This is a genomic window from Actinomyces sp. oral taxon 181 (genome assembly GCF_018370895.1).
GTDB lineage: Bacteria > Actinomycetota > Actinomycetes > Actinomycetales > Actinomycetaceae > Pauljensenia.
Genome location: NZ_JAGYZL010000007.1, coordinates 1 through 16203 on the forward strand (window position 1 = coordinate 1; position 16203 = coordinate 16203).

The window sequence follows — 16203 nt, forward strand, 5'->3', positions numbered from 1 at the left end:
TGCAGAATCGATTCGAAAGATCCACGTCCTCACAAGCGATTTCACCGAGGCGAATGGACTCCTCACCCCTTCACTCAAGGTCAAGCGAAAGGCTGTGCTTGAACGCTACGCCAACGTTATTGACGACATCTACGGAGGTCCCGTTCAAAACGGCTAAGCAAGACTAGCCGCAAAGAAAAACCCGGTACATCGCTCACCACGACGATGCACCGGGTTTTCTTTTATTGCGAGGCCAATGCAGCAGTTGGCGGTGTATGTGCCGCCCGTAGGGCCGGGTAGAGACCTGCAATTGCTCCAATGACCAATGGAGCCCCGAGGCCAGCGGCGATGACGTACCACGCGATAGTGACGGGCCATCCGTATGCGAGACACATTCCCCATGTGACCGCCGTGCCAATCACACATCCCACGCATCCGCCAAGGAAGAAGAGGAGCAGAGCCTCGGCAAGAAATTGCATGCAGATATGTCCCCGTTTGGCTCCCAGAGAACGCCTGCACGTTTCCCGGGCCCGTCCCTCCCCGTCACTCACCCCCGGCGGGGCAAGAAAACTCAGCTTTCCTTGGCGTCAGAGCGGACTATGCTCTCCTCCAGGAGAGAAACGATCTCACCATGCTTCTCCTCAGTCAGGGTAACCTTGCGGGCGAATACGATGAAGGACAGGACAATCACCGTGAGGGGTACGTAGAACGCGGCGGTCTTGAAAGTCTCAATGTTGGCGCTCGTCAACAGGTCAGGGTCGACGTCGTTGGTCATAGCAGCGGCGATGGCGACGAAACCGACAATGGAGTTGGACAGAGCACCCGCAATCTTGTCGAGCATGGGTCGCACCGAGAGGGTAACAGCCTCGTTGCGCTTGCCAGTCTTCCACTGGCCATACTCGACGGAGTCCGTGATCGTGACGATCGCGGTCATCTGAATACAGGTGGCGGGCAGGTAGAACAGGACCAAAGCGATAAAGACGATCGTGAGGTTCGTCGAGAAGAGGATGAAGAGGATGTACGCAGCGATCATAAGCACCATACCTCCGAGATAGAGGTAGCGGCGCGGTACGCGGCGGTTGATCATCGGGTACAGGGGCGTGACGGCCAAGCCGACAACAAAGGCGATAATACCGACTATTGAGTATTTATCAGGTAGGCGCAACACAAACTTGAAGAGGTAGAACATAAAGCCTGTGGTCGCAACGTTGGCAATGGAATACAAGACATAGGACAGGGACACCCACAGGAGCTGGTCATTGCGCCAAATGGCGCGGAAAGCCTGCAGGGGGTTCGATTTCTCACCCGAATTACGCAGGACACTCTCTTCCTCGCGGGCGCCGAAGGCGACAGCCAGACAGGTGACAATGCTGAGGCCAGCGATGACTGCGCCAAAACCGGTCCAGCCGGCCTGACTCTCCGAACCCGCTCCAGCTATGGCGCTAAAGAAGCCAACCACGGGGACGACAATCGCGGTGACGCCATTGTAGCCAATGGAGCCCGTGAAGGTGCCGAGGGCAGTGTAGACACTGCGCTCCTGCGAAGAGGAAGACAGAGCAGGGATCATGCCCCAGTAGGAGATGTCGCGCAGTGAGTAGAGGACGTCGAGCACCACGAAGACGACGATGAAGACGACGATGAAGACACCCTTGTTGACATTGACGAGGCCAAAGAGGCCCGTGAAGATCGCGAAGAGCAGGATGGACGATCCAACACCACCGATGACCTGCCACGGCTTGAAGCGCCCCCAGCGCGAGGTGGTGTTATCCACCAGGTTTCCCAGGAGCGGGTCGATGAAAATCTCAACGATTCGGATGATGAAGACGAGGGCCGCAATGATGGCGATCATTGCCTTAGCTTCGGAGCGCTCGTAGTCGCGGAACAGGGTCTGCGCCACGTAGTAGGTGACAAAGAATGTCGAGAGCGCATTGTAGTACGCAGCCTGTCCCAGATTTCCGATCGCGTAGCAGATTCGCGATACCCAGCTCTTGTGTACACCCCGTTCGTGCGACATGGTCCCTCTCCTTCGAAGCAACTCCTGCCTTGACACACCTAAGTTAACGTATTTACCCGACCAATGCAATGGAGTTCTCAATTACACGCCCCCGTACGGTTACCTTATTGCACACAGAAGAGAAAGGGGGTTACCCTAGCGTCAGAGCAAGTTCGCTCCGCCGCAATGCCGCACGTTCAGAGGTCACCATGTCCCACACCGCTCTCACCCACGCTCCCGATCATGCCTGGCTCCACAATTCGCAGGCATTCGCTTTCAATCGACTAAGTGCCCGCTCTACACACCGCTCCACCGCGCCCAGTCAGAGCCTAGACGGCACCTGGGAGGTGGCTCTCACCTCGGGGATGACCCTCTCCCTCAACTCCCCGACCGACGCATTTGATCAGGGCGATATTCATTCCATCCTCGTTCCCTCCACGCTCGAGACTCAGGGGCTCTGGCCGCCGGCCTACGTCAACATCCAGATGCCATGGGATGGACACGAGGACCCTCAGGCCCCGGCTGCACCCCGCGACTGCCGCGTCGCCGTCTACCGCCGTTCCTTCGCTCTTGACGAGGCCGTAGCACAGACACTGAAGGCGCACGGAAGCTTGCGAGTGCGCTTCAATGGCTTCGCAACCGCCATCTACATCTGGGTGGACGGTACCTTCGTCGGCTACTGCGAGGATGGCTACACAGCCAGCGAATTCGACATCACCGAGGCGTTGGATAACCATAAGGAGAAACATGACATCGTCGTCGTGTGCTACGAGCACTCCAGTGCCTCATGGCTCGAGGGCCAAGACTCCTGGCGCTTTCACGGCCTTTTCCGCTCCATCACCCTCGTAGCGCTGCCCGCAGCCCACGTGGAAAACCTTGAGACGGACGCAGACTACGATGCGGCAACCGGAGAGGGCATACTCACCGTCACCGTGCACATCGAGGGTGCACTCGAAGCCACGATGATCACCGCAGAGCTGAGTGCCCCGGACGGGCAGGTTGTCTGGCGACACGATGCTCTCGCGAGCGCCGAGCGCCTTGACCTGGATGCGAGGCTGGCGAACGTGCGCCCATGGAGCGCGGAGTCTCCATCCCTCTACACGCTGACGCTGACACTCGCGGATGAACAAGGCACCGTGGAGCAAGTGAATCAGCGTGTGGGCTTCCGACGTTTCGAGATTGCCGACTCTGTTTTCTTGCTCAACGGAAAGCGACTGATCTTCCGAGGCGTAAACCGCCACGAGTTCGATGCTCGCACGGGCAGGACGATGACGCTGGATACCATGATTACGGACGTTAAGCTGTGCAAGCAGCTCAATATCAACGCGATCCGTACCAGCCACTACCCCAACGACACGCGTTTCTTGGATCTGTGCGACGAGTACGGTCTTTACGTCATCGATGAGACGAACCTAGAGACGCACGGCTCGTGGTGCACGCCCGGCGATATCCCAACCCCCGCTACGACAATCCCGGGTTCAAAGATGGAGTGGGAGGGAGCCTGCGTGGATCGCTTGGAGTCGATGGTGCGCCAGGACTTTAACCATCCGTCCGTGCTGATCTGGTCACTGGGCAACGAGTCCTTCGGCGGCGAGGTCTTCCGTTCTATGTACCGCCGGGCACACGAGCTCAATCCTGCGCGCCCGGTCCACTACGAGGGCGTGACCTGGGATCGCGAGTTCGACGATGTCTCGGACATTGAGTCTCGCATGTACGCGCTGCCCGACGCGATCGAGGACTATCTGCGGGATAACCCAACGAAGCCCTACCTTTCGTGCGAGTACATGCACTCGATGGGTAACTCGGTGGGTGGCCTGCAGCTGTACACAGCTCTGGAGCGCTACCCCGCCTACGGCGGTGGCTTCATCTGGGACCTGGTCGATCAGGCACTCTACCACGAGGATACAGCCAGCTCGGGAGGCGAATTCCTGGCCTACGGCGGCGACTTTGAGGATCGCCCCTGCGACTGGGAGTTCTCCTGCGACGGCATTCTCTTCGCGGACCGAGCCCCAAAGCCCCAGACGCAGGCTGTCAAGGCGCTCTACGCTCCGGTGACGCTGGTCCCGACCGATACGGGCGTGGAGGTCGCCGTGGTAAACCTGCCCGCTCCCGTGGCGGATCTGAGCATCCGCGCCCGCGTGCTCGCAGACGGCGAAGTCGCATGGGAGACAACATTCCCGACCGCGACTACTTATGACGAGTGCGCTGAGGTCCCAGTTAACTGGCCGCGTGAGCTACTGGCCGACACGCAGCGCGAGATCGTCCTTGAGGGGGCACTCCTCGTCTCCACCGATACCCCCTGGTGCGATGCCGGGCACATCGTCTCCGTCGGACAGACCGTCTACTCGCGCCCCAAACTAACGGACAGTAAGCCCAAGGGCGGAGCCTCCTTCACGGTGGGGCGTTGGAACATCGGCATGCGTGAGGGGCACAACGAGGCATTGCTGTCTCGAACGGCGGGCGGTATCGTCCAGTGGAAGCACGGGGAGACTGCCACGGTGCTACACCCGCCGCGCCTAACCACCTTCCGTCCGCTTACGGACAACGACCGGGGGTGCGGTCACGGATTCGATCGCGCGTGCTGGACAACGGCGGGCGCCTACGCGCGCTGCGTGGCCACCAACGTCGAAGAAGGTCAGGGCAATGTTGTCGTGACCTACGAGTACAAGCTCGCGGGAGTGAATGAGGTGATCGTTCCGGTCCGCTACGAGCTGCGCGCCGACGGCACGATCCGCTTGACCGCAACCTACCCGGGTACGCAGGGCCTCCCAACGATGCCCTGCTTCGGCATAGAGTGGGCTCTCCCGGCGGCGATCGATCAGCTGCGCTTCTACGGCCGCGGCCCCATCGAGGCCTACGCAGACCGCTTGGATGGGGCGACGCTGGGCGTGTGGGAGACCAGCGCTGCGAAGGGCATCGCACCCTATGCAGTGCCCCAGGAGTGTGGCTACCACCCGGGAGTTCGCTGGTGTGAGGCAAGCGACACCAATGGCCACGGCCTGCGCGTCGAGGCATGCGGCGACCTTGGAGTATCGCTCCTGCCCTATTCTTCAGCCCAGATCGAGCAGGCTGCCCACTGGTGGGAGCTGCCCGCACCCGACTCTCGCGCAGCGACCTACCTGCGCCTACTCAGCGCGCAGATGGGCGTGGGCGGCGATAATTCCTGGGGCTCCCCGGTCCACGATGAGTTCCACGTCGACGCCAGCGGCAAGCAGGTGCTCGACGTGAGACTGTCCCTCATCTGAGGTAGACGGGTCAGAAATCAGACCCCTCCTGCGCGGGCACAAAGCTCTGGCGCGCGACCAGGCGTGTCGACAGCAGGATGTGGTGCTTATGCCGAAAACGACCCACGATTGAGTCGGACAGGAGCATGAGAGCTGTCTCGGCCAGCTCGGAGCTCTCGATCGCATACGAGCTCAGCGGCGGAGCAGTGTACTCACATATTTCTAGGTTGTCGATGGACAGGACGGCCACTTGGTCGGGCACGCGGACCTTGCGAGCGAACAGGGTCTGAAGGACTCCAACCGCGAGGCTATCGGCAGCAACGAGGATCGCGTCGGGCAGCTCGTCGCCGGCGGCGTCGAGGAGTTCCTCGGCCTGCCGGCGGCCGTTCTCCACGGTGAAAGCTCCGCTTGCGTAAACGAGCCCATCGACGTCCATATGCAGCAGCCGCGTCCACTCATCGAAAGCCACGGTGCGGGGATCCTGGGCGAACACGTGCAAACCCATCATGTGTCCGTCGCCGCCGATAAAGGCGATGCGCTTGCGGCCCTGCTCGCGTAGCGCGTAGATCGCGTCAATGACAGTCTGTTGCAGGTCGGGTCGCAGGGAGTGAAAGAGCGCGGGCGCAGGGTTGATATCGATGAAGACACCGTGAGGCAGCACCTCATGCAGCGCGGCAAGATCGGCGCGCTGCATCGGCGCGGGACCCAAAGAAACGAAACCGGAGAACTCCTCGCCTGCCTCGATCAGCGCGCGTACGTCGGGAAAGAATGTCAGGCTCATCATGTTCTCTGCGGCGCGCTCTCGCAGAGCCTCACGCACGTCAGAGAAATAAGCGTCCCGCGGCCCATGCGAAGCATCGAAGTTCTCTAGCACGGCGACAGTCATGGGAATTCCGGCGCGGGAGGTGCGCAGCGCATAGCCGAGCTCGTTGGCGACCTGGATGATTCGGTGGCGTGTCGATTCCTTCGCGGCGAAGCTCAGATCGCCCGACAGGACACGAGACACGGTGGCCTTGGAGTATCCCGTTGCTTTTGCGATATCGCCTAAATTAACCATCACATCCCGTCCCGAAACGCCTCACGGTCGCTCATGACAGTCTAGCCGACGCAAGTGGCACCGAGCTGCTAAAACGCCGCACACCCTGCCCACCGCGCTCGCACGAATCCGGGCGGCCATCGTTCATTCCTGCGCAGCGGCCACAGTCGGAACTCATACACATTCTCGTATGTGATCCCCCAAAGCCGCTCACAAGCATGAATCGTCAAGACCGCGGAATATGGACAAGCTAATGTCGAAAGCTGAAAGAGTCACAAGAGAATCGTGCGCAAAATTGAGATAGCACAGCTCAGAGGCGCGAACCTTCGTCGTATTCGGCTTTGATATCCTCGTGGTGTCGGATGACCTCACGAACCATGAAGCCCAGGAACTTCTCCGCGAAATCGGGATCAAGGCCAGAGGAAGCGGCCAGGGCACGTAGGCGCTCAACCTGGCGAGCCTCGCGATCCGGGTCAGCGGGAGGCAGATCCAGACGTGCTTTGATGTAGCCAACGCGCTGCGTACAGCGGAAACGCTCGGCGAGAATGTGAACGAGAGCAGCATCGATGTTATCGATCGTTGCGCGAGCCTCCGCCAGCTCGGCGGGCACACCGCTTACCGCGCGGTCGGCTGATGCAGCCACCTGGGCCTCGTCACGATCCTGCATGCAATCCTCCTGGTGTGTATGGACTGATCAGAAGTCTAGCGGGAAGGCTCAGGCGCTACGCTTTCCTTCCGAGGAGCATTCGGGATGCAGCTCGGCCTCACCCAAGCCCTCCACCAGGTCGCGCGTGACGACCACGCGGGCAATGTCATCACGCGAGGGAAGGTCAAACATCAAATCCGACAAAGTTGCTTCCATAACGGAAGAAAGGCCTCGCGCCCCTGTCTTACGCTTGTTCGCCAGCTCCGCAATGGCAAGCAAGGCCTCGTGAGTGAACTCCAAGGTAATTCCATCAAGTTCAAAGAGGTGCTGGTATTGCGAGACCAAGCAATTCGTCGGCTCGGTCAACACTCGAACCAGATCTTCCTCAGAAAGTTCTTTAGTCGAGGTCAGCACGGGAAGACGACCAATAAATTCCGGAATCATACCGAATTTGTGAAGGTCTTCTGCGGTGACAGATTCATAGAGGTCACCCATCTCGGCAGCAGACTTTAGCTCGGATCCAAAACCGGTCGAACGCTGTCCCAAACGAGCCTTCACGATGTCTTCAATCCCCGCGAATGCTCCCGCAGCAATGAAGAGGATTCCAGAGGTATCGATCTCCAAGAACTGCTGGTGCGGGTGCTTACGTCCGCCCTGCGGGGGAACCGAAGCAACAGTACCTTCGATGATCTTCAGAAGAGCCTGCTGCACACCTTCACCAGAAACGTCACGCGTGATGGAGGCGTTTTCACCCTTACGTCCGATCTTGTCAATCTCGTCGACGTAGATAATGCCTCGTTCGGCCTTCTTAATATCTCCGCCGGCTTCTTGAATCAGGCGAAGCAAAATATTTTCAACATCTTCACCGACGTAACCGGCCTCGGTCAGAGCTGTCGCATCAACAATTGCGAAAGGCACATCAAGCAGACGCGCCAAGCAACGAGCCAAGTGAGTCTTACCAGTACCCGTGGGACCGAGAAGCAAGATATTTGACTTCGTGCCATACATATCTTCTTCATTGCCAGCTTCACGCGAGCGGACGCGCTTGTAGTGGTTGTACACGGCCACCGAAAGCGCACGCTTCGCGCGGTCCTGGCCGATTACCCAAGAATCGAGGAATTCAAAGATTTCACGAGGCTTGGGGAGCGGGAGAGAAGAAGGCTGGCTTGTCGGCTCGGAGTCCTCGGCGATGATTTCATTGCACAGGTCGACGCACTCGTTGCAGATGTAGACACCGGATCCACCAATGAGCTTGCGGACCTGTTTCTGGCTCTTTCCACAGAACGAGCACTTCAGGGCCTCTGCTCCGTCGGCTAAACGACTCACCTGCGCCTCCTGAAAACTATCCCAAAAAGTGGGCTTTTACTGGAATCTAGCCTAATTCACACGGTCCCTTACAGCGAATTGACGCGCGGAATCCGTAGTGTAAGACCGGTCATTTAATAGGAACGGGAGAGAGCACCAAAACGCCCTCTCCCGCTTACTATAAACAGCAACTGTTTACAGTCGCACAGCTGTCAACTAATTCTGCGCTTTACGAGAAGCCAAAACTTGGTCGATCAAACCGTATTCCTCGGCCTGAGCGGCAGTCAGGATCTTATCGCGCTCAATATCGCGGCGAACTTCCTCGACTGGCTTACCCGAGTGAGCAGAGAGTGTCTCTTCGAGCCACAGACGCATGCGGTCAATTTCATCCGCAATAATCTGGATATCCGAGGCCTGTCCCTGCATTCCTTCCATCGCGGGCTGGTGGATGAGCACGCGAGCGTTGGGAAGAGCAAGGCGCTTACCGGGAGAGCCGGCGGCCAAGAGGACTGCAGCGGCAGATGCTGCTTGGCCCAAGCAGACGGTCTGGACCTGCGGCTTGATGTACTGCATCGTGTCGTAGATCGCGGTCATTGCGGTGAATGAGCCGCCGGGGGAATTGATGTACATCGTGATCAGCGAATCGGGATCTTGAGATTCAAGAACCAACAGCTGAGCCATGATGTCATCCGCACTGGCGTCATCAACCTGCACGCCCAAGAAGACAATGCGGTCTTCAAAAAGCTTCGCGTAAGGGTCCTGGCGCTTGAAGCCATAGGCAGTGCGCTCTTCAAAGTTGGGAAGAACGTATCGCGCCTGAGGCATTTGGCGGGCAACTGCGTCGAAATAGGGCTGAGTGCTCATCAGTTTTCTCCTCCACGGTTGCCAATTTCCTGCGGGCTGTCGATAACCTGGTCGACAAAGCCGTATTCCAGTGCTTCTTGAGCGGTGAACCAGTGGTCACGATCGCCATCTGCCTCAACCTGCTCGACAGACTTACCGGTACGCGAGGCGGTGATCTGAGCCAGTTCCTTCTTCATACCCAAGATCAGATCCGCATTAATGCGAATATCCGTTGCGCTACCGCCCGCGCCTCCCAAAGGCTGGTGGAGCAAAACACGAGCGTGCGGGGTGATGTAGCGCTTTCCAGGAGCGCCTGCAGTCAGCAGGAACTGCGCCATCGATGCTGCAAGGCCCATACCAACAGTGACAACATCAGGCTTCACATACTGCATGGTGTCGTAAATAGCCATACCGGCGGTCACGGAACCACCAGGAGAGTTAATGTACAAGTAGATATCGCGTTCGGGATCTTCTGCAGCCAGCAAAAGGAGCTGCGCACAGATCGCGTTTGCGTTGTCGTCTCGCACTTCGCCACCGAGCCAGATGATGCGCTCTTTCAGCAGGCGCTGGTAGACCGAATCTCCCAGTCCCATGGGCGTTTCATTTCCGCCCGAGGCTTGAATAGCCATTCACGCTCTCCTTACACATTGAGGGTCCGGTTCCACTCATGAAACCTCACTGGGTCCAAACTTATCGGTTCATCGAAGACTTGGCGCTCTAAAAGCAGCCTTTTCGCTCAGGGCGCATGGAAAAGGTCAGAACCAAGGCTCATATGTAGTGTGGGCCGAAACCAAAAGGTTTCGGCCCACACCTCAGTCATGAATTCCGCGAGGCGGAAATCTCAGCGACGCTCGAGCTCGCTCACTTCTCGTCGGCGAGCTCTTCGCCGGCCTTCTCGACCTCTGCAACGGTCTCGGCTGCGGCCTCGGCAGCTGCTTCCTCGTCGCCCTTACCGAGGAACTCGGAGAGGTCGACGTCGTTGCCTGCGGTGTCCTTAACGGTAACCTCGCTGAGGACCTCGATCAGGGCCTTTGCACGACCAAGATCGGCGACAACAGCGGAGATCTGCTGGGGATCAGAGAACAGGCGGTTGATGTCCATGCCGTAGTTCTGAGACATCTGGATCGCGTAATCGAAGAGCTCCTGCTGTCCGACCTGAACCTCGTTCTTCTTGGCGAGTTCTTCAGCCAGGATCTCGGTGCGGTATTCCTTCTCGATAGCCTCGCGGGCTTCCTTCTTTGCCTTTGCGGAAGCATCTTCTGCAACGCGGTGGCTGAGCTCGTGCTCAATGACCGACTCGGGAAGAAGAATTTCGGTGCGGGACAGAAGGTTCTCAACCAGACGATCGCGTGCCTGCAGTGCCTGCTGGGACTGCTTGGTCTGTGCGGCCTGCTTCTTGAGGTCTTCCTTCAGCTCGTCGATGGTGTCGAACTCGGAAACCATCTGAGCGAAATCATCGTCGGCCTCGGGAAGCTCGCGCTCCTTGACGGACTTGACGGTGATGGTCACCTCGGCCTCTTCACCTTCATGCTCGCCACCCTTGAGGGTCGAGGTGAAGGTCACGACATCGCCTGCGTGGGTCTTACGCAGGGCGGTGTCCTGACCATCGAGCATGGTGCCCGAGCCAATTTCGTAGGAAACGTCAGAAACGGAGTCAACCTCTTCACCATTGATGGTGGCAACCAGATCGATGGTCGCGAAGTCGCCGGTCTTAGCCTGACGCTTGATGGTCTTCAGGGATGCAAAACGTCCACGCAGTGCGTCAAGCTCTTCCTGAACGTCTTCGTCGGTAACCTCAACGGGATCAACCTCGATGACGGTGTCCTTGCCGTATTCGGGGATATCGAATGCGGGAACGACGTCAACCTGAGCGGTGAAAACCAGCTGGCCGGTCAGTTCACCGGTGGTCGAGGGGATCTCGGTGACCTCAACCTCGGGCTGGGACATGGGACGCAGTTCGTTCTCGGAAACAGCAGCGGAGTACTGACCGGGAAGAACCTCATTCACAACCTGCTCGATGACGGCTGCACGGCCGAAACGCTGGTCGATGATGCGAGCGGGAACGTGACCCTTACGGAAGCCGGGAATGGACACCTGATTGGCGATGCTCTTGTACGCCTTGTCCATCTCTGACTTCAGTTCCTCAACGGGGATTTCAACAGTCAGACGAACCTTTGTGGGCTCGAGGGTCTCAACAGTGCTCTTCACGTGGATTCTCCAGGTCTTTTCTTGGGCGCAAAATGCGCGTATTTCAACTGAACTAGCCTACAACAGCTCACGCCAAAGCTGCTAGCTGGCTGTGCGCTTTCACATTTTCCGCCGGCTCCCGTCGCCAGCGCGGTGTACTTTCACTTACCGCTCAAATGGCTTCATCTACGAGGCCACAAGGGCGTTGGCAATAAAAAGTCGGGGTGACAGGATTTGAACCTGCGACCCTCTGCTCCCAAAGCAGATGCGCTACCAAGCTGCGCTACACCCCGTGAGACGAATGTCTGCGCGTCCAATAATACGGGACTTCACCCTAAATTTCGCAATCGCAGAAATAATCAGGTAATATCGATCCGCACGCGGGTGTAGTTCAATGGTAGAACCTCAGCCTTCCAAGCTGATGGTGCGGGTTCGATTCCCGTCACCCGCTCAGAGTAAAGGAGCCCCGGTTTTCCGGGGCTCCTTTTGTTTTGCCTTGCATTCTTGCCCAGAGGATCGCTAGGCCAGAATGCGTGTTAGAACGTCGATGTATCAATCACGAAGCGGTAACGCACTTTTGAGGCCACAACTTTGTCATAGGCCTCGGTAATGGAATCACCGTCAAGCAGCGCGCTCGCCAATGTCCGTGGCTGGCAGGTCGGGGCCTTCGAAAACCTCGGGGTCGGCCAGTCGGGTTGCAGGCTTACTGGCGGTGAGCTTCTCACGCAACGGTTCCGGCTTCGCGCCCGCACGCACCCGGTGTCCGCCACGATTCGTGCCATCTTTTGCCACCGTTTCCTCCTTCACGTGAGCAAACTTGCGTTCCCCTACAGCAGTAGGTGACGGCTAGACGCAGTGTGCTGGCACCCCTTCTAACGCTTCCTCTGATTGAGACCAACTCGCGACTTTCCGGCATACCTACCGGTACAGTCAAACTATGAAGCATTTGATTACTTCAATCGGCGATATACAGGGGTCAATCAAGAGAGTTTTCTGGTGGGCAGGGCTTGTACTGTTGCTACCGGTGTCGTACGGCTGGTTTAGTGATCTCCCAATCAGGATTTTTCAACGGTATCCTTACCCGGTCGAGTTTGTGTCAGAGGTCTGGGTAGACCGAATGTTGTTCGTAACAAGCCTCGGTTTACTGTGTTGGCTAGTTGTCGCTTTCATGAATGCGTGTAGGGTGTTGACTTTAGCCGAGGTTTCACGACCCTCTGCCGAAACTGTGGTAAGAAAATTCGTCGTGGTGGCAGTGACCGTTATCGTTCTCATTCTGAGCCTTGTAGCGGCATACATCTTGTCTATTGATGTCAGCAACATCCCTGAGTGAGAGTGCAATACTTTCTGCACTCCTACTCAGGGATGAGGCGTCAACTCATGCCTTCACTGATGAGGATTGTCTAAGAATGCGTGTTAGAACGTCGATGTATCAATCACGAAGCGGTAACGCACTTTTGAGGCCACGACTTTGTCATAGGCCTCGGTAATGGAATCACCGTCGATGATCTCAATCACGGGACGCACGCCATGCTCGGCGCAGAACTCCAGCATTTCCTGAGTTTCAGCAATGCCACCGATCTGCGACCCTGCAACGACCTTGTTTCCATTGACCACAGCTCGCATGGGGATCACCATCGGATTCTCGGGCAAACCAACGTCAACGAAGACGCCGAAAGGCTTAAGCGCACGGATCAGTCCTGGGTAATCCAGATCATCCGCGCTCACCGTGCAAATAATGAGGTCAAAGGACGAGGCCAGTGATTCGATGGTGCCTTCTTCTGCAGTTGCATAGAAAGCGGTGGCACCAAACTGACGCGCATCGGCTTCCTTTGAACGACCATGTGAGATCACGGAAACTTCTGCACCCATTGCGGCGGCAAGCTGAACGCCCATGTGTCCCAAACCGCCCATACCGACAATGGCAACTTTCTTTCCCGGGCCCGCACCCCAACGCCGCAGCGGTGAATACATGGTGATCCCGGCGCACATCAGTGGTGCAGCATGTTCCAAGGCCACAGCATCCGGTACGTGACAAGCGAAGTCTTCGCGCACCGTCATTGCCTGGGCATAGCCACCAAAAGTCGGCTTCCCATCTGGGCCCGCCCGGAACGTCCAATAGGCATGGGGATTGTCACAGAACTGCTCGTGACCATCGGTGCAGTACTCGCATTCCTTGCACGCCCCCTGCAAACAACCGACACCGATGCGGTCCCCTACCTTGAATTTAGTTACGCCTTCGCCAACTTTGGTCACAACGCCAGCAATCTCATGTCCGCCGACGAAGGGATAGGGAATCGGTCCCCATTCACTGCGTGCAGTGTGGATATCAGAGTGGCAGATTCCCGCATATTTAATGACGAAAAGTACTTCACCCGATCCGGGTTCACGAATATCAATCATCATGGGGTGATACTGCGATCGCGCATCATCACAGGCATAGGCACGGACTTGAGGCATCCTAGACTCCTTTGTTTGTCCCCCCAGCGCTGGGCCCCTGCCACACGGAACGTGTGGGAAGCTCTTTTGCGCACGCACATTGCTCACATGCTAACACTCAAAACATATGAAAAACCCTCAGAACCTTAGGGTTCTGAGGGTTATACCGGGTGGCTGACGGGACTCGAACCCGCGACGTCCTGGACCACAACCAGGTGCTCTACCAACTGAACTACAGCCACCATTGAGCGCTGCGAAAAACGCAACGGAAAAACTCTAACATCTGGGCACGCCAAGTGAGAAATCGAAAAGCGAAGCGTGGTGATTGCCACGAATAGACGTCCTCCCGCGTTTCGCAAGGAAACGAGGGAGGACCACGGACAAGATCTACATCTCACCAGAAGGCACGGGTAGAGATCGCGTCAGCGAAGTTACCCAGCGCATCGGGTGTCGCCTCCAGGTAGAGGTCCGCGTCCACCAAGGACACCTCCATCACTCGGAAGGAGCCTTCACCATCGGGAACCAGGTCAACACGGTTGTAGAGAAGTAGCTCATCGCGTCCCAAACGCGAACGCATGTACTCATGCAGAACCTGACGAATCTGCTCACCCCACTGCCATGTGGCGGTGTCTGCGGGACGAGCGGTTACCACGGCCTCGTGCATGGATGGGTCTGTGACCGAAGAAGGGTGCAAAACCGCGCGCTTCTCAACTGCGTGGGATAGCAGACCATTGAAGAAGACCAGAGAAACCTCACCGTGGACGTCGATATCTTCTAGGTAGCGCTGAAGCATCACGGAACGGCCTTCATCAAGCAGTTCCATGGTTTGAGCCAAAGCTGCTTGACGCTGTGAGGTATCGATAGCGGTGTAACGACCAATATCGCGCACACCCGAAGAAACCGCAGGCTTCACAACGAAGTCGCCCAAAGCCGGGAAGCGCGAGTGAACTTGATGCTTCGAAAAACCATGCGAGGGCTCAAGCCAGGTCGTAGGAATAACAGGAAGCCCCAGGGCCTCCAAATCCTTCATGTAGTGCTTGTCAGTGTTCCAGTCCATGACATCCGCGTGGTTGAGCAGACGCGGCACTGAATTTGCCCAGTTAATAAATTCCTGGCGCTGCGTTGCGTAATCCGAAACGGACCGGATCACGCAGACTCCCGCTGCGTCCCAATCGACCGTGGGATCATTCCAAATAGCAATCTGGGGGTCCATTCCACGCTCTGCAAGAGCGTCAGGAAGTCCACTTTCATCGGAGAAAAGTTCGGGCATATTCTCCGAGGTGACAAGGGTAACCTTGGGTTTTTTCGTCATAAAAATATCTTACCTTAGTCCCAAGGGGCGGCTCATGGCTTCCTCCAACAGAGAAGTCACCAATTCGGTGTAGCTCAATCCAGCTTCGCCCCACACACGCGGATACAGCGACAAACGAGTAAAGCCGGGCATGGTGTTCACTTCATTCACGATAATCTCGTGGGTTTCATCGTTATAGAAGAAATCGACACGAGCCAAGCCCTCACACTCCAAGGCCTCAAAAGCCTTGAGCGCTGTTTCTTGAATACGGGCCGCATCTTCTTGTGGCACATCCGCCGGGCACATCAAGGAAATGGCATCGGTATCGACGTACTTCAGGGCGTAGTCGTAGAACTCGCCTTCAGGAACACCGATTTCACCCAAAGGTGCAGCCATCGAATCGCCGCCCGCAGGAACGCGCACACCGCACTCGACCTCACGACCATAGGCCATCGCCTCGACGATGATTCGCGGGTCGTTTGCGGCTGCTTCCTTGATGGCAAGGTCCAACTGATCAGGGGAATCCACTCGCGAAATCCCAACCGACGAACCACCTCGAGTGGGTTTAACAAAGACTGGGAAGCCCAAAGCTTCAATCCGCGAGCGCACCTCCTGGGGATCGCGGGACCACTCCTTCTCAGTCACCAGCTCCCACCGGCCGACTGCAATCCCCGCCTCGGCAAGGACAGTCTTCGTTAAGTGCTTATCCATTGAAACCGCGCTGGACGTCACACCACAGCCGACGTAACGGACATTCGCCATCTCGAAGAGACCCTGGATCGTTCCGTCTTCGCCATAAGGACCGTGCAGAAGCGGAAGCACAACATCGATAACACCCAGATCTTCAACACTAACAATCCGAGCATCATCGTCTTCGGGAGTGCGGTCGTAGGTAGTTTCAACCAAACGAGCAAGGCCAGGAAGCAGGCTCACGCGACTGAGTCCCGGCTCAATAGTCGTATTCGAGGCCGTGCGCAGGTCGACAAGCTCAGGATTGCTATCGACGTGCACCCATTGGCCGTCCCGGGTGATTCCAACCGCAAGCACATCGAAGCGCTCGCGATCAATCGCATGAAGAACACCGGCAGCGGTCGCACAGGACACCAGGTGCTCACTGGAGCGTCCGCCGAAAACGACAAGGACGCGAGGACGTTTGACTTCACTCATGGCTTTAACACTACCGCGTGGCCAGCCAATACCGTCACTCTTCTCATGCCCGCGTCATTCGATGTTGAACACACTCAGGGTTTCAATCCGGTATCG

At 57.4% G+C, this 16203-nt stretch carries 11 protein-coding genes, 3 tRNA genes and 2 pseudogenes; 2 read left to right on the forward strand and 14 right to left on the reverse strand.

Going from position 1 to position 16203, the window contains the following annotated elements:
- Window positions 1–221: 221 nt before the first annotated feature.
- Window positions 222–494, reverse strand: a pseudogene (locus KHW85_RS04345) (ABC transporter permease); the annotation flags it as partial.
- A 56-nt stretch (window positions 495–550) separates the two neighbouring features.
- On the reverse strand, window positions 551–1993 hold the full coding sequence (locus KHW85_RS04350) for a glycoside-pentoside-hexuronide (GPH):cation symporter (protein WP_291458942.1): 1443 nt from the start codon (window positions 1991–1993) through the stop codon (window positions 551–553).
- A 188-nt stretch (window positions 1994–2181) separates the two neighbouring features.
- Here KHW85_RS04350 and KHW85_RS04355 point away from each other — a divergent pair, with 188 nt between their 5' ends.
- Window positions 2182–5217: a glycoside hydrolase family 2 TIM barrel-domain containing protein gene (locus tag KHW85_RS04355; RefSeq protein ID WP_291458943.1), complete on the forward strand. Its 3036-nt coding sequence runs from the start codon at window positions 2182–2184 to the stop codon at window positions 5215–5217.
- Window positions 5218–5227: 10 nt separating this feature from the next.
- On the opposite strand, the gene KHW85_RS04360 is transcribed toward KHW85_RS04355, so the two are convergent.
- From KHW85_RS04360 to KHW85_RS04390, 7 genes are all read right to left on the reverse strand, one after another.
- On the reverse strand, window positions 5228–6253 hold the full coding sequence (locus KHW85_RS04360; protein ID WP_291459013.1) for a LacI family DNA-binding transcriptional regulator: 1026 nt from the start codon (window positions 6251–6253) through the stop codon (window positions 5228–5230).
- A 289-nt stretch (window positions 6254–6542) separates the two neighbouring features.
- The gene (locus KHW85_RS04365; RefSeq protein WP_291458944.1) at window positions 6543–6899 is read right to left on the reverse strand and encodes a chorismate mutase; all 357 of its coding nucleotides are present in this window, start codon (window positions 6897–6899) and stop codon (window positions 6543–6545) included.
- A gap of 48 nt (window positions 6900–6947) precedes the next feature.
- A complete protein-coding gene (clpX, locus tag KHW85_RS04370; protein WP_291458945.1) occupies window positions 6948–8204 on the reverse strand; it encodes an ATP-dependent Clp protease ATP-binding subunit ClpX in 1257 nt (418 codons plus the stop codon).
- A 195-nt stretch (window positions 8205–8399) separates the two neighbouring features.
- On the reverse strand, window positions 8400–9047 hold the full coding sequence (locus KHW85_RS04375; RefSeq protein ID WP_009409081.1) for an ATP-dependent Clp protease proteolytic subunit: 648 nt from the start codon (window positions 9045–9047) through the stop codon (window positions 8400–8402).
- A complete protein-coding gene (locus tag KHW85_RS04380) occupies window positions 9047–9655 on the reverse strand; it encodes an ATP-dependent Clp protease proteolytic subunit (protein ID WP_156335274.1) in 609 nt (202 codons plus the stop codon). The genes KHW85_RS04375 and KHW85_RS04380 overlap by 1 nt, the downstream gene beginning before the upstream one ends.
- 232 nt (window positions 9656–9887) lie before the next feature.
- Window positions 9888–11234, reverse strand: coding sequence for a trigger factor (gene tig / locus KHW85_RS04385; RefSeq protein ID WP_291458946.1), 1347 nt, complete (start codon window positions 11232–11234; stop codon window positions 9888–9890).
- A gap of 198 nt (window positions 11235–11432) precedes the next feature.
- A tRNA-Pro gene (locus KHW85_RS04390) sits at window positions 11433–11506 on the reverse strand.
- A gap of 87 nt (window positions 11507–11593) precedes the next feature.
- On the opposite strand from KHW85_RS04390, the gene KHW85_RS04395 reads away from it, so the two are divergent.
- Window positions 11594–11664: transfer RNA gene (locus KHW85_RS04395), tRNA-Gly, on the forward strand.
- A 227-nt stretch (window positions 11665–11891) separates the two neighbouring features.
- On the opposite strand, the pseudogene KHW85_RS04400 reads toward KHW85_RS04395, so the two are convergent.
- The 5 genes and pseudogenes from KHW85_RS04400 to KHW85_RS04420 all read right to left on the reverse strand — a co-directional run.
- Window positions 11892–12005, reverse strand: a pseudogene (locus tag KHW85_RS04400) (terminase); the annotation flags it as partial.
- A gap of 621 nt (window positions 12006–12626) precedes the next feature.
- On the reverse strand, window positions 12627–13670 hold the full coding sequence (locus KHW85_RS04405; RefSeq protein ID WP_291458947.1) for an NAD(P)-dependent alcohol dehydrogenase: 1044 nt from the start codon (window positions 13668–13670) through the stop codon (window positions 12627–12629).
- A 148-nt stretch (window positions 13671–13818) separates the two neighbouring features.
- Window positions 13819–13891, reverse strand: a tRNA-His gene (locus tag KHW85_RS04410).
- A gap of 152 nt (window positions 13892–14043) precedes the next feature.
- Window positions 14044–14961 carry a glutathione synthetase gene (locus KHW85_RS04415; RefSeq protein ID WP_178704784.1) on the reverse strand — a complete coding sequence of 306 codons (918 nt, stop codon included), beginning with the start codon at window positions 14959–14961 and terminating at the stop codon, window positions 14044–14046.
- Between the two features lie 9 nt (window positions 14962–14970).
- A complete protein-coding gene (locus tag KHW85_RS04420) occupies window positions 14971–16107 on the reverse strand; it encodes a D-alanine--D-alanine ligase family protein (RefSeq protein WP_291458948.1) in 1137 nt (378 codons plus the stop codon).
- Window positions 16108–16203 lie beyond the last annotated feature (96 nt).